We start from the raw sequence: 13,010 nt of genomic DNA on the forward strand, positions 1-13,010 counted from the left end.
CGCCTGCCCGCCTGGCGCCTCAGATGGCGCCCGCTGCCGCCAAGGCCTCGATCTCCGCATCCGGCATCCCGATCGATCGCAGCACGGCGGCGGAATGCTCGCCCACGGACGGCACATCGCCCATGCATGCGGCCACGCCCGACAGCGTCGCGGGCGGCAACAAGGCCTGCACCACGCCACCCGGCGTGCGCACGTCGCGCCAGCGCTCGCGCGCGGCGAGCTGCGGATGGCGCCAAAGGTCGTGCATGTCGTTCAACGGCGAATTGGCGATGCCGCCGCGATCGAGCCGCTCGACCAGCTGCTCGCGGGTCATGCCGCGCAGATGCCGGCCGATCTCCTGGTCCAGCTCGGCACGATTGGCGACGCGCTGCAGGTTTGAGTTGAAGCGCTCGTCCGCGGCCAGCGCGGGGTCTTCTAGCACGTCCACGCAGAAGCGCTGCCATTCGCGCTCGTTCTGCAGCCCGAAGATCACGCTGGCGCCGTCGCCGGTCTGGTACTGCCCGTAAGGTGCAATGCCGGGGTGCGCCACGCCATTGCGCGCAGGCGGCGTGCCGCCGTAGTGGGCGAAGTTCAGCGGGTACGACATCCATTCGCCGAGCGCCTCCAGCATGGTGACTTCGACGCGCACGCCGGTGCCGGTGCGGGCGCGCTGCAGCAGCGCCGAGAGGATGCCGGTATAGGCATACATGCCCGCGGCGATGTCGGCGATCGAGATGCCGGTGCGCGACGGCGCGCCGTCGGTGCCGGTCACCGAGATCAGGCCGGCCGCCGCCTGGATCAGCAGGTCGTAGGCCTTCTTGTCGCGGTACGGGCCGCTGTCGCCGTAGCCGGAGATATCGCAAACGATCAGGCGTGGAAAATCCTCATGCAACGACGCGAAGTCCAGCCCCATGCGCCGGGCCGCGCCGGGGGCCAGGTTCTGGATAAAGACGTCGGCACCGGCAAGCAGCTTGCGCACCACGGCTTTTGCCTCCGATGGCAAGGAATACGCGCAGGTCGGTCAGTTCGAAACGCATGCTTGTCTCCGGTTTCCAGCCGCGCCGGCGAGCCCTTTAGAAGATTTCTAACGGCACCCGTGGCGCTTTCGACTGGTGTGTTCTGAAGGTCGGATTTTATAGTTCCGCTCGTCGCGGCAGCCAGTCCATGGCGATGCCGGGAACCAGAACCAGGAGACCGACATGACTTCAAACTCGCGCAGGATCGCCGCCGTCCTGGGCAGCGCCGCGGCATGGCTGGCGTGCGTGCCGCCGGCAGCGGCACAGGGGGTGCTCGGCGATCCGGCGCTGCAGGGCAAGGCCTATGAGCTTGGCCTGGTGCTGGAAAGCAAGCCGACGCCGCAGGGCCTGCGCGATTTCCTGCATGCCGAACTGGAAAAGTGGAAACGCGTGGCCGTTGCGACCAGCATGAAGGCGGAATGACCGGAGTTTCCCGGCTTGCCGCGAGCGATTCCATCGCAACAAGGAGAACCGATGAAGGCCTACCAGCTTTGCCCGCAACGCTATTTCGAGGATTTCGAGCTCGGCGAGCGTTTCAACCTGCCGTCCCGCACCATGACCGATGCGCTGTTCGCCGCCTTCCAGCTGGCCAGCGGCGACAACCATCCGGTCCACTACGACGTCGAGTATTGCCGCGCGCATGGCATGCCGCATATGCTCGCCCACGGCTTCCAGGTCGTGATCCAGACCGCGGCAGGGGCGGGGCTGTTCCCGCATATGGTCGAGGAATCGCTGAAGGGCTTTATCGAGCAGAGCAGCCGCTTTCTTGCGCCGGTCTACGTGGGCGACACCTTGTACAGCAGCCTCACGGTCAGCGAGCTGGTGCCGGGGCGCACCACCGGCGTGCTGGCGATGCGGTCCGAGGTGCGCAACCAGAACGACGTGTGCGTGATGGAAGGCACGCAACGCTACTTGCTGCGTAAGCGCACCGCCAGCTGAGCCGGCGTGGCCGGCCGGCTGGGTGCGATGCCCCGGGCCCATCGTTCCAGCGGCAGAACGCTGCGATGCGCCGGCGCCGTCTACCGCACCTGGCACGCGACACCTATGATCGATCCATCAACTGGCGCCGGCCGCCTCGGCAAGATCCCGCGCATCGCGGACTGTCCCGGCCGGCATTTCCGGAGATCGACATGAAGCGCATCCTGGGTGTCTACAGCGCACCGCGTTCGCACTGGGTCGGAGACGGCTTTCCGGTGCGTTCGATGTTCTCTTACCAGAGCCATGGCAGGCAGCTCAGCCCGTTCCTGCTGCTGGACTATGCCGGCCCGGCGGACTTTACGCCGACGCAGGCGCCACGCGGCGTGGGTCAGCATCCGCACCGGGGCTTCGAGACGGTGACGATCGTCTACAAGGGCGAGGTCGCGCACCGCGATTCGACCGGGCAGGGCGGCGTGATCGGGCCCGGCGATGTGCAGTGGATGACCGCGGGCGCGGGCATCCTGCATGAGGAGTTCCATTCGCCGGACTTCAGCCGCAGCGGCGGCGCGCTGGAAATGGTGCAGCTGTGGGTCAACCTGCCCGCCCGCGACAAGATGGCCGCACCCGGCTACCAGGCCATCGTCGACCGCGATATTCCCGAGGTGGCGCTGCCCGATGGCGCCGGCAGCGTGCGCGTGATCGCCGGCGAGTACGGCGGCAAGGCCGGCCCGGCCCGCACCTTTACGCCGATGCACGTGTGGGACCTGCGCCTGCAGCAGGGTGGGGCGGTCAGGCTGCCGCTGCCCGACGGCTGGCATACCGCGCTGGTGGTGCTGCGCGGCCGCGTCACCGTCAATGCCGAGGCAACCGTCCGGGATGCCGAGATGGTGGTGCTGGACGGCGCCGGTGACGGTGTCACGCTGGAGGCGGGCAGCGACGCGGTGGTGCTGCTGCTCAGCGGCGAGCCGATCGACGAACCCATCGTCGGCCACGGTCCGTTCGTGATGAATACCGAGGCGGAAATCGCGCAGGCCTTCCAGGACTTCAGCAGCGGGCGCTTCGGCAACATGGCGGCGACCGGCAGCCCGCGCGGGTAGAAGGGAAAAAAGGGCCCCGCGGGGTAATGCCGTTCAGTTAAGGTATCAAGCCCGACCGTCATTCCCGCGAAGGCGGGAATCCAGCGTCTTTTGAAGTCACTGGGTTCCCGCCTTCGCGGGAACGACAGTGGTTAACTGAACGGCATTAGGCCCCGCGGGGCCCTTGCAGGAACCGCGATGCCGGGCAACTTACTGCACGTTGCCCGCCACCGCGATCACCTGGCCGGTGATGTAGTTCGCATCCGGCGAGCAGAACAGGTACACCCCGCCTGCTGCTTCCTCCCCTGTGCGGTGTCAGCGCGCCCCGTCGGCCGGCTGGCCGCCCTGGCCAAGCTCGCGGTCGCGCACGCGCGCCACCGCCTCGTCGCGGCTGCTCACGCCGAGCTTGCGGAAGATGTTGCGCAGGTGCCATTTCACCGTCTCCGGCGACAGGCCCAGCGTGCGCGCGATCTTCTTGTTGGGCAGCGCCTGGCCGAGCAGGCGCACCACGTCGGCCTCGCGCTCGCTCAGCTCTTCGGTGCGGCCCTCCGCCGGTCCCGCGGGCGCTGCGCCGGCTGCCGCCGCGCTGGCCGGTGCCCGCTCCGGCATGGCCTGCTGCAGCCGCTCGATGTAGAACGCCAGCACCGGGTCCAGGCCGGGCATGCCGGCGATGTCTTCGATCTGCCGCATCGCGCCCGGGCAGGCATCGATCAGGCTGCGCATCAGCCCGAGCCGGTGCCCGCGGCGCAGGCCTTCGAGCGCATGCTCGCGCGCGGCTTCCGGATCGCCGCGGCGCATGGCGACGCCCGCGGCCAGCATGTGCAGCTGCGCCACGTGGCGCTGCCAGCCGCGCGTCTCGCAGTAGGCGATCAGCGGCGCCAGCCGCGTCCAGGCGGCGCGCAGGTCGTCATGCGCGAGGCTGGCCATCACGTGGGCCCGCTCGGTCACCATGTGGATGGCGTCGAGGAAGCCGCGCGGCGCATCGCGGTGGCGTATGGCAATGGCGTCGAGGCGCGCCAGCACCGCTTCGGCCGTGGCGATGTCGCCGCTGGCCAGGTGCAGGCGGACCTGGTTGGACAGGCTCTGTGCCACCAGCCGGTCCAGGCCCTGCTGGGTGCCGTAGTCCTCCAGGCGCTCCAGCTGGGCAAAGGCATCGAGCTGGTGGCCGATGATCCAGTGCGCCGCGGCCAGCACGATATGCACGCGCAGCACGGAATCGGGGATCGACACGCGTTCCAGCACGTCGACGCGGTCTTCGAGCAGCTTGCGCGCGGCGTCCAGGTCGTTGTGCTCGTACAGCACTTCGCCCAGCAGCGCGGCGGCAAAGTACTCCGGCTCGGCGCCGGCGCCGCCGTGCCCCACCAGTTCGGCTTCGCGCAGCACGTCGCGGCTGATGCGCTCGACCTGCGTCACGTTGCCTTCCATCGCATGGCTGAACCCGGCCAGGCAGCGGCCGTTGAGCATGCCGCTGGCGGTGCCCAGCAGCGGCACGCCGTCGAACAGCAGCGGCGGCGTCTCGGCATGGATTGCGCGCGCGCGTCCGTAGTCGCCCAGGTGCATGTACAGCAGCGACAGCAGGTTGTTGCGCGAGCCCATGTAGATGGGCGCGATATCGGCCGGGGCGGCTTCGATCTCGGGCAGCAGCGCCAGCGCGCCGGCCGTGTCGTCGCGCAGCAGCGCCAGGCTGAAGCGCAGCAGCGCCAGCCGGTAGCGCAGCGAGGCGTTGCCGGGGCCGATATCGGCTTCGAGCCGGTCGGCCGCCGCGGCACAGCCGTCGAGGTCGCGCGTGAGCATCTGCATGCGCAGCGCCAGCAGCCGCAGTTCCGGACGCGCCTGGATCTCGCTGGCGGGGAGCAGGCGCAGCAGTCCCAGCGCTGTGCGCACTTCGCCGCGAGCCATCAGGGTGTCGGCATAGCGTTCCACCAGCTCGGCTGCGGTGCCGGCATCGCCGGCGAGCACGGCGTGGTGGACGGCCTCCGCCAGCATGCGGTGGTCGCGGAACCAGCGCCAGGCCGCCCCGTGGATGGCGCGCTGCTGCGCCTCGCCGCGCGCGTGGAGGCGCTCGGCCAGGGTCTCGCGCAGCAGCGGGTGCAGGCGGTACCAGGCTTCGCGTTTCGGGCCGGGCGTGGGGGTGATGAAGAGGTTCTCCTGCTCCAGCCGCGTCAGCAGGGCCAGCACCTCGTGCTCGCCCATCGCCTGTTCGCCCAGCGCCTGGCACAGCGATGCCGTGAAGCGTTCGCACGCGGCCGCGCGCACCAGCAGCTCGGCTTCGCCGGGCGCCAGCCGCGACAGGACTTCGCGCTCGAAATACTCGGCGAAGGCGCCGGCATCCTGCACGTTCGCCTGCACGAAGCCGCCGGCGAAGGTCAGGCCGCTGGCGCTGGCCTTCTTGCGTTTCCAGTGCGCGGCGAACAGCTGCAGGCCGGCGACCCAGCCGTCGGCCAGTTCGTGCAGCAGGCGCGCATCGCGCGCGCTGATCTCGCCCAGCTGGGCCCGCAGGAAGTGCTGCGATTCGGCCAGCGTGAAGCGCAGGTCGCGCTGGTCCAGTTCCAGCAGCTGGCCCTGGTCGCGCAGGCGCCCCAGCGACAGCGGCAGCGCCGCGCGCGTGGCGAGCACCACGTGGAAGTTGGGCGGGGCGTAGTCGAGCAGCCATTGCAGCGGCTGCAGCATGCGTGCGGAGCCCAGATGATGCACATCGTCGAGCACCAGCGTCACTTCACGCGAATGCGCGCCGATGCCGCGCACCAGCGCCACGATGGCGCGCTCGACGGCCTCGTCGTCGCTGCCGCGTTCGGCCAGCAGCATGGCCTCGCGGGTGATGTCGGGGCTGATCTCGGCCAGGCAGGCGAGCACGCGGTCGAGCCAGCGCTGGCGCTCGTGGTCGGCGGGTTCCAGCGCCAGCGCGGCCATGTCGAAGCCGAGCGCCAGCAGGTCCAGGCGCCAGGCGCTCAGCAGCGCGGTCTTGCCGTAGCCGGCCGGCCCCTGCAGCACGATGCAGCGCCGCCGGCGCGCCTCGGTCAGCTGCGCCAGCAGCCGTTCGCGCGCGACCACGCGCGCGGCGCTGCGCAGCGATGCCGGGCGCGACGGCAGCGAGGGCAGCGAGGGCAGCGCAGTGGGCTGGCTGCCGGGTGGCGACAGAGGGTTGGCTGGCGAGGTGGGCATCGGAACGGCGGGAGATGTAAGCCTGTACAAGCCCATGCAGGTGGCCGCGCTGGCGCGCAGGCGCCAGGGGCGTCCAGCCCTGGCGGGACCAGGGGCGGCTGTTGCTGCGATTGTATGGCAGAAGCCGCGGCCCGGCGCCAGAGGTATCGCGCTGCGCCCCAGGCCTGTTCCGCGGTGGCGCCGCTGGTCTTGATCATGCGCGCGATCAAGTTCACCACGCGTGCCTTGCCTACCCAGTGCGGCGTGCGCAGGTCCCGCTGGAGGATCTTGCCGGCGCCGACCGCTACAATCTGCGATGGGACATTTCTGAATACATGTAAGAAGACTTGATGACATACATCGTTGACGCGGTGGACGAAGCGCTGGGCCTGCTGCTGCTGGTGGCCGAGCATCCTTCGCTGGGGGTGACCGAACTGGCCCGCCGCGCGGGGCTGACCAAGGCCCGCGCCTTTCGCCTGCTGGCCACGCTGGAGCATCGCGGCATGATTGCGCGCGAGCCCGCGGCCGCGGTCTACAAGCTCAGCTACAACGCCTTGCTGGTGGGCAACGCCGCGCGCGACCAGTTCGACCTGGTCAAGGTGGTGGCGCCGCGGCTGGCGGCGATCGGCGCGGCCTGCGGCGAGAACGTGATCGTGCGCGTGCGCGACGGGCTGGAATCGGTCTGCGTGGCGCGGCACGAATCGTCGCAATCGGTGCGCGTGCATACCGAGGTGGGCAACCGGCGGCCGCTGCACGTGGGCGCCTCGGGCAAGCTGCTGCTGGCTTTCGCCGCGCCCGAGGTGGTCGACGCCGTGGCGGCGCAGAGCCTGGAGCGCTTTACCGAGCGCACCATTGCCACTGCCGAGCAACTGCGCGAGGAACTTGCCGCGATCCGTGCCGCCGGCCACGCCGTGTCGCTGGGCGAGCGCGATGCCGATGCGGTGTCGGCGGCGGCGCCGCTGCGCGACCACGGCGGTGCGGTGGTGGCGTCGCTGAGCATTGCCAGCCCGGCCAGCCGGACCACGCCCGAGGCGCTGGACCGGCATGTCGCGATGGTGGTGGAAGAGGCCGCGGCGCTGTCGCGAGCGTTGGGATATGCCGGTGGCTGACGCGGCGATCGCGTAATCATGGTCCGGTCAAAAGCGGCGCTTCGGTGCCGCTTTTTCTTTGCCCGCATTTTTGTCTTGCCGGGTAAACCCTCGTTACTGATCTCGTCCTGATGTTTTATTCTCCGACACATCGTATCGACAAGTGAAACAATGTTTCGATCAGCGAGATTTCCCCGAGCCGCACTAGCGCTTGCCTTCGCCCTGTCCGCACTGGCGGCCGCGAGCCGCCCGGCGCATGCCGCCGACCTGCGCATCGGCTACAAGACCGAGGTGAGTGCTGCCGACCCGCACGTGCTTGACGCCGCCGGGCGCAACCTGTGGGGTCACGTGTACGAGACCCTGGCCGGCCTCGACAACGCCTTGCGCCCGGTGCCGCTGCTGGCCACCGGCTGGCGCCAGCTGGACGACCACAACTGGGAATTCCAGCTGCGCCCGGGCGTGAAGTTCAGCAATGGCGCGCCGTTCACCGCGGAGGACGCGCGCTATTCGATCGAGCGCGCACGCAAGCTGCCCGGCGCGCGCACCTTCCGCACCTACCTGAAGTCGGTCGAGGCGGTCGAGGCCACAGGCCCGCTGACGCTGCGCGTGCGCACCCGCACGCCCAACCCCGTGTTGCCGCAGAACATCGGCATGGTGGCGATGCTGCCGCACACGCTGGGGCCGGCCGTGCGCGAGGCGGACTTCGCCCATGGCCAGGCGAGCATCGGCACCGGCCCGTACCGGCTGGTGGCGTGGGAGCATGGCCAGCAGCTGACGCTGGCGCGCAATCCCGGCTACTGGGGCGGCGCGCAGCCGTGGGACCGGGTGGTGTTCCAGTTCATCCCCAAGGAGCCGGCGCGGGCGTCGGCGCTGCTGTCGGGGCTGGTGGACGTGATCGATGCCTCGTCGGCCAGCATTGCCGAGGCCTTCGCGCGTACCAACGGCCGCATCCGCACGGTGGCGGCGACGTCGTACATGCTGAACTACCTGCAGCTCGACCAGGGGCGGGCGGTCTCGCCCTATGTGCAGGATGCCGCCGGCCGGCCGCTGCCCGCCAACCCGTTGCGCGACGTGCGCGTGCGCCAGGCCATCAGCCTCGCGATCGACCGCGACCTGATCGCGGCGCGCGTGACCAAAGGGGATTCGGTACCCGCCGGGCAGATGGTGCCGGCAGGCTTCTTCGGCTTTGCCCCGGACGTGCGCGCGCCGCGCGCCGACGCCGCGGAGGTGCGCCGGCTGCTGATCGCGGCCGGCTATCCCGACGGCTTCCGCCTGACGCTGCATTGCCCGAGTGACCGCTACCTGAACGATGCCAAGACCTGCGAGGCGGTGGGCCAGATGCTGACCCGCGCCGGCATCCGCACCGAGGTGCGCACGTTGCCGTACTCGGTCTATATCACGCGCGCCACCTCGGGCGGCGAGGGCGGCAAGCCGGAGTTCAGCGCCTTCCTGCTCGGCATCGGCGCGGTCAGCGGCGATTCGCTGGAACCGCTGGTGGCGGTGGCGCATGCGCAGGACAAGGCCGCCGGCCTGGGTGCGAACAACCGCAGCGGCTATGCCAATCCCGCGCTCGACGCACTGGTCGAAACCTCCATGCGCACCATGGCGCCGGCGCCGCGCGAGCAGTTGCAGCGCCGCGCCGCCGAACTGCTGGCCGCCGACGCCGGCATCGTGCCGCTGCACCACCTGCGCGCCGCCTGGGCGTATCGCGCCGGGCTGGAAGTGCAGCCGCGCGCCGACGGCTTTACCTACGCCGGCAACATCCGCCCCGCAGCGCCTGCAGCAACCCCTGCGGCGCAACCCTGATTCACCGCCTCCTGTCCTGATCGCCATGCTCGAAACCCTGTTGAAGCGGCTGCTGCAAAGCCTCGTCGTACTGTGGCTGATGTCCGTGCTGACCTTCTGCGCCGTCAACCTGATCGGCGACCCGGTCCACCTGCTGGTCAGCCCCACTGCCACCGAGCAGGAAATTTCCGACGCGCGCCACGCACTCGGACTGGACCAGCCGGTGCCGCAGCAATACCTGCGCTTCATGCAGGGCGCGCTGCGGGGCGACCTTGGCGAATCCTTTATCTACAACCGTCCCGCGATCGAGCTGATCGTCAGCCGCGTGCCGGCCACGCTGGAACTGGCCGTGACCGCGCTGCTGCTGTCGCTGGGCATCGGCATCCCGATGGGCGTGTTCGCCGGGCTCAAACCGGACAGCCGGCTGGCGCGCGCGCTGATGGCGGGCTCGCTGGGCGGCGTGATCATGCCGACGTTCTGGGTCGGCATGATCGGCATCCTGGTGTTCTCGGTGAACCTGGGCTGGCTGCCATCGGGCGGGCGCGGTCCGGTCACCAGCGTGCTCGGCATGCCGCTGTCGGTGACCAGCTGGGAAGGGATCCGCTTCCTGCTGCTGCCGGCGCTGACGCTGTCGCTGTTCAAGATCTCGCTGGTGGCGCGGCTGGCCGAGGCCGGCACGCGCGAAGTGGCGGGGCAGGAGTACATCAAGTTTGCCCGCGCCAAGGGCGTGGGCGGCGCGCGGCTGGTGCTGCGCCACGTGGTGCCCAATGTGCTGATCCCGATCGTCACCGTGGTCGGGCTGGAATTCGGCCACCTGATAGCCTTCTCGGTGGTGACCGAGTCGGTGTTCTCGTGGCCGGGCATGGGCAAGCTGATCATCGATTCGGTGCTGGCGCTGGACCGCCCGGTCGTGGTGGCTTACCTGCTGGTCACGCTGGTGCTGTTCGTGGTGCTGAACCTGGTGGTCGACCTGCTCTACGTGGTGCTCGATCCGCGGCTGCGCCACAAGGCCGGCTGAGCCCGGCCGCATCCATCCCCACAGAAGCCATAGAAAACGAACGAGAACCCATCGATGTCCCTGCCTGCATCCCAACCTGACACTGCCGTGCCGGCGCTGGCGGCAAGCGCCGCGCCGGCCGCGCCGCTGCCAGCCGCGCGGCCCTCGCTGCTGCGGCGCTTCGTCGCCAACCGCGTCGCGGCGGCGGCACTGGTGCTGCTTGTGGTCCTGCTGCTGATCGCCGCGCTGGCCCATGTCATCAGCCCGCAGAACCCGTATGACCTGGCCTCGGTGTCGGTGATCGACTCCGAGCTGCCGCCCGGCAGCGCCGGCTATGAGGGCAACGCGCACTACTGGCTGGGCACCGACGGCGCCGGCCGCGACCTGGTCAGCGCGATCTTCTATGGCATCCGCATCAGCGTGGGCGTCGGCGTGATCAGCGCGGTGGTGGCGCTGATGGTCGGCAGCGCGGTTGGCCTCGCGGCGGCCTACTTCGGCGGCGTGGTCGATGCCGCGATCATGCGCGTGGTCGACCTGCAGCTGAGCCTGCCGGCGGTGCTGGTGGCGCTGATCCTGCTGGCCGTGCTGGGGCAGGGCGTCGACAAGACGCTGCTGGCGCTGGTGATCGTGCAGTGGGCCTACTTCGCGCGCACGGTGCGCGGCGCGGCGCAGGTGGAGCGGCGCAAGGAATATGTCGAGGCGGCGCTGGGCCAGGGGCTGCCGGCACTGCGCGTGATGTTCCGGCATATCCTGCCCAACTGCATGGCGCCGCTGGTGGTGACCGGCACGCTGCAGATCGCGCATGCCATCACGCTGGAGGCGACCATGAGCTTCCTCGGCATCGGCCTGCCGCGCACGCAGCCGTCGCTGGGCATGCTGATCGCCAACGGCTTCGAGTACATGCTGTCGAACAAGTACTGGATCAGCATTTTCCCGGGCGTGGCCCTGGTGCTGCTGATCGGCTCGATCAACCTGGTGGGCGACCGCCTGCGCCGCGTGCTGAACCCGCGGCTGGACGGCTGAGGCCACGGAGACACACATGGCACTACTGGAAGTTTCCGGGCTGAGCACCAGCTTTGCATCGGCCAACGGCCGCAGGGAGTTGAAGGCCGTCGACGATGTCTCCTTCACGCTGGAGCCGGGCGAAATCCTCGGCATCGTCGGCGAGTCCGGTTCGGGCAAGTCGGTGACGGCGTTCTCGCTGATGAACCTGCTGGACCCGCCCGGGCGCGTCAGCGGTGGCTCGGTCCGCTTCAAGGGGCAGGAGCTGCTGGCGTGCTCGCCGCGCCAGTGGCAGGCGTTGCGCGGCGACCGCATCGCGATGGTGTTCCAGGACCCGATGATGTCGCTGAACCCGGTGATGCGCGTCGGCGACCAGCTGGTCGAGACGGTGCGGGTGCACCACCGCCGCACCCGCGCGCAGGCGCATGCGCAGGCGGTCGATGCGCTGGCGCGCGTGGGCATCCCGGCGCCGCAGGAACGCATGCGCGCCTATCCGCACGAGCTGTCCGGCGGCATGCGCCAGCGCGTGGCGATCGCCAATGCGCTGATCAACCGGCCCGACCTGATCATTGCCGACGAGCCCACCACGGCACTGGACGTCACCATCCAGGCGCAGATCCTGTACGAGATGAAGCAACTGGTGCGCGAGACCGGCGCCGCCGCGATCTGGATCAGCCATGACCTGGCCGTGGTCAAGGACCTGGTCGACCGGGTCTGCGTGATGTACGCCGGCAGGGTCGTGGAGCAGGGGCCGGTGGCCGAGCTGATCGCGCGGCCGCTGCATCCCTACACGCGCGGGCTGCTCGATTCATTGCCCACGCCCGAAATGCGCGGCGCCACGCTGCGCGCGATTCCCGGCGCCGCGCCGGCCCTGGCGGCGCTGCCGCCGGGATGTGCCTTCGCGCCGCGCTGCCCGCGCGTGCGCGAGGCCTGCATCCAGCCGCCCGCGGCAACCCAGCTGCGCGGCCGCACGCTGCGCTGTTTTTATCCATTGGAGTCGGCATGACCGTGCTGCTTGAAACCCGCCAGCTGCAGAAACGCTTTTCGCTGAAGCCCGGCCTGCTGGGCCGCATGGCCGGCAAGCCGGTGCAGGCGGTGCATGCCGTCAACGAGGTCTCGCTGCAGGTGCGCAAGGGCGAGGTGCTGGGCGTGGTCGGCGAGTCCGGCTGCGGCAAGTCCACGCTGGGCCGCATGCTGGCCGGGCTGCTGCCACAGAGCAGCGGCGAGATCGCGTGGGAAGGCCAGCGCGCCGATGTCGCATCGGCCGGCTATCACCGCGCGGTGCAGATGGTGTTCCAGAATCCCTATGCCTCGCTCAATCCACGGCTGCGCATCGGCCACGCCATTACGGAGGGCGCGGTCTACCACCGCATGGTCAGCCGCGCGCGGGCTGCGGAGCTGGGCGGCGACCTGCTGCAGCAGGTCGGGCTCGACCCCAGCTACGCCGAGCGCTATCCGCACGAGTTCTCCGGCGGCCAGCGCCAGCGCGTGGCAATCGCCCGTGCGCTGGCGCTGCGCCCGCGGCTGCTGATCTGCGATGAGGCCGTGTCCGCGCTCGATGTCTCGGTGCAGGCGCAGATCATCAACCTGTTCATGCAGCTGCGGCGCGAGCATGGGCTGACCTACGTCTTCATCAGCCACAACCTGGCGGTGGTGGAGCACATGTCCGACCGGGTCGCGATCATGTACCTGGGCCGCGTCGTCGAGAGCGGCGATGCCCGCACGGTGTTCGCCGCGCCCAACCATCCCTATACCCGGGCGCTGCTGGCCGATGCGCCGCGGCTGGGCGGCGGCACCGCCAGCCACCAGCCGATCCGCGGCGAGCTGCCGAGCCCGCTGGCGCCGCCCAGCGGCTGCGCCTTCCATCCGCGCTGTCCGCATGCCAGCGCACGCTGCGCCGCCGAAGTGCCGGTGCTGCGCGATATCGGCGGACGCCTGTCCGCCTGCCACCTGAATGACTAGCTAGCCGCCGCACGCGGCACGCCTCGCTTCCGGATTTGCACTGCCG

Annotated in this window: 11 protein-coding genes and 1 pseudogene; 9 read left to right on the forward strand and 3 right to left on the reverse strand. The window is 69.9% G+C overall.

The genetic code is table 11. The annotated features are described in order from the left end of the window. Positions 1-19: 19 nt before the first annotated feature. Positions 20-961 carry a CaiB/BaiF CoA transferase family protein gene (locus tag JTE92_RS17860; protein ID WP_371136926.1) on the reverse strand — a complete coding sequence of 314 codons (942 nt, stop codon included), beginning with the start codon at positions 959-961 and terminating at the stop codon, positions 20-22. Positions 962-1,178: 217 nt separating this feature from the next. Here JTE92_RS17860 and JTE92_RS17865 point away from each other — a divergent pair, with 217 nt between their 5' ends. From JTE92_RS17865 to JTE92_RS17875, 3 genes are all read left to right on the forward strand, one after another. Then, complete coding sequence (locus JTE92_RS17865) at positions 1,179-1,418, forward strand: hypothetical protein (protein ID WP_063238482.1); 240 nt, start codon at positions 1,179-1,181, stop codon at positions 1,416-1,418. Between the two features lie 51 nt (positions 1,419-1,469). After that, positions 1,470-1,934, forward strand: coding sequence for a MaoC family dehydratase (locus tag JTE92_RS17870; protein ID WP_063238483.1), 465 nt, complete (start codon positions 1,470-1,472; stop codon positions 1,932-1,934). Positions 1,935-2,125: 191 nt separating this feature from the next. Beyond that, on the forward strand, positions 2,126-3,010 hold the full coding sequence (locus JTE92_RS17875) for a pirin family protein (protein ID WP_063238484.1): 885 nt from the start codon (positions 2,126-2,128) through the stop codon (positions 3,008-3,010). 189 nt (positions 3,011-3,199) lie between these two features. Here JTE92_RS17875 and JTE92_RS30455 read toward each other — a convergent pair. After that, a pseudogene (locus JTE92_RS30455) lies at positions 3,200-3,298 on the reverse strand (3-oxoacyl-ACP reductase); the annotation flags it as partial. Between the two features lie 6 nt (positions 3,299-3,304). After that, a complete protein-coding gene (locus JTE92_RS17880; protein ID WP_063238485.1) occupies positions 3,305-6,151 on the reverse strand; it encodes a winged helix-turn-helix domain-containing protein in 2,847 nt (948 codons plus the stop codon). Positions 6,152-6,480: 329 nt separating this feature from the next. On the opposite strand from JTE92_RS17880, the gene JTE92_RS17885 reads away from it, so the two are divergent. The 6 genes from JTE92_RS17885 to JTE92_RS17910 all read left to right on the forward strand — a co-directional run bounded on the left by JTE92_RS17885 (position 6,481) and on the right by JTE92_RS17910 (position 12,964). Further along, a complete protein-coding gene (locus JTE92_RS17885) occupies positions 6,481-7,239 on the forward strand; it encodes an IclR family transcriptional regulator (protein ID WP_063238486.1) in 759 nt (252 codons plus the stop codon). Positions 7,240-7,389: 150 nt separating this feature from the next. After that, the gene (locus JTE92_RS17890) at positions 7,390-9,024 is read left to right on the forward strand and encodes an ABC transporter substrate-binding protein (protein ID WP_063238487.1); all 1,635 of its coding nucleotides are present in this window, start codon (positions 7,390-7,392) and stop codon (positions 9,022-9,024) included. Between the two features lie 25 nt (positions 9,025-9,049). Further along, complete coding sequence (locus JTE92_RS17895; RefSeq protein ID WP_063238488.1) at positions 9,050-10,021, forward strand: ABC transporter permease; 972 nt, start codon at positions 9,050-9,052, stop codon at positions 10,019-10,021. Between the two features lie 54 nt (positions 10,022-10,075). Continuing rightward, positions 10,076-11,023: an ABC transporter permease gene (locus tag JTE92_RS17900; protein ID WP_063238489.1), complete on the forward strand. Its 948-nt coding sequence runs from the start codon at positions 10,076-10,078 to the stop codon at positions 11,021-11,023. A gap of 16 nt (positions 11,024-11,039) precedes the next feature. Further along, positions 11,040-12,008 (forward strand): ABC transporter ATP-binding protein, encoded by a 969-nt coding sequence (locus JTE92_RS17905; protein WP_063238490.1) that lies wholly within the window; start codon positions 11,040-11,042, stop codon positions 12,006-12,008. Then, a complete protein-coding gene (locus JTE92_RS17910; protein ID WP_063238491.1) occupies positions 12,005-12,964 on the forward strand; it encodes an ABC transporter ATP-binding protein in 960 nt (319 codons plus the stop codon). Before JTE92_RS17905 ends, JTE92_RS17910 begins: the two co-directional genes overlap by 4 nt. Positions 12,965-13,010 lie beyond the last annotated feature (46 nt).

Origin of the sequence: Cupriavidus oxalaticus, from assembly GCF_016894385.1 — a bacterium.
Lineage (GTDB): Bacteria > Pseudomonadota > Gammaproteobacteria > Burkholderiales > Burkholderiaceae > Cupriavidus > Cupriavidus oxalaticus.

Coding starts and splice junctions, on each gene's coding strand:
- JTE92_RS17865 (WP_063238482.1), top strand. CDS start 1,179: ATGACTTCAAACTCGCGCAGGATCGCCGCCGTCCTGGGCAGCGCCGCG.
- JTE92_RS17870 (WP_063238483.1), top strand. CDS start 1,470: ATGAAGGCCTACCAGCTTTGCCCGCAACGCTATTTCGAGGATTTCGAG.
- JTE92_RS17875 (WP_063238484.1), top strand. CDS start 2,126: ATGAAGCGCATCCTGGGTGTCTACAGCGCACCGCGTTCGCACTGGGTC.
- JTE92_RS17880 (WP_063238485.1), bottom strand. CDS start 6,151: ATGCCCACCTCGCCAGCCAACCCTCTGTCGCCACCCGGCAGCCAGCCC.
- JTE92_RS17885 (WP_063238486.1), top strand. CDS start 6,481: ATGACATACATCGTTGACGCGGTGGACGAAGCGCTGGGCCTGCTGCTG.
- JTE92_RS17890 (WP_063238487.1), top strand. CDS start 7,390: ATGTTTCGATCAGCGAGATTTCCCCGAGCCGCACTAGCGCTTGCCTTC.
- JTE92_RS17895 (WP_063238488.1), top strand. CDS start 9,050: ATGCTCGAAACCCTGTTGAAGCGGCTGCTGCAAAGCCTCGTCGTACTG.
- JTE92_RS17900 (WP_063238489.1), top strand. CDS start 10,076: ATGTCCCTGCCTGCATCCCAACCTGACACTGCCGTGCCGGCGCTGGCG.
- JTE92_RS17905 (WP_063238490.1), top strand. CDS start 11,040: ATGGCACTACTGGAAGTTTCCGGGCTGAGCACCAGCTTTGCATCGGCC.
- JTE92_RS17910 (WP_063238491.1), top strand. CDS start 12,005: ATGACCGTGCTGCTTGAAACCCGCCAGCTGCAGAAACGCTTTTCGCTG.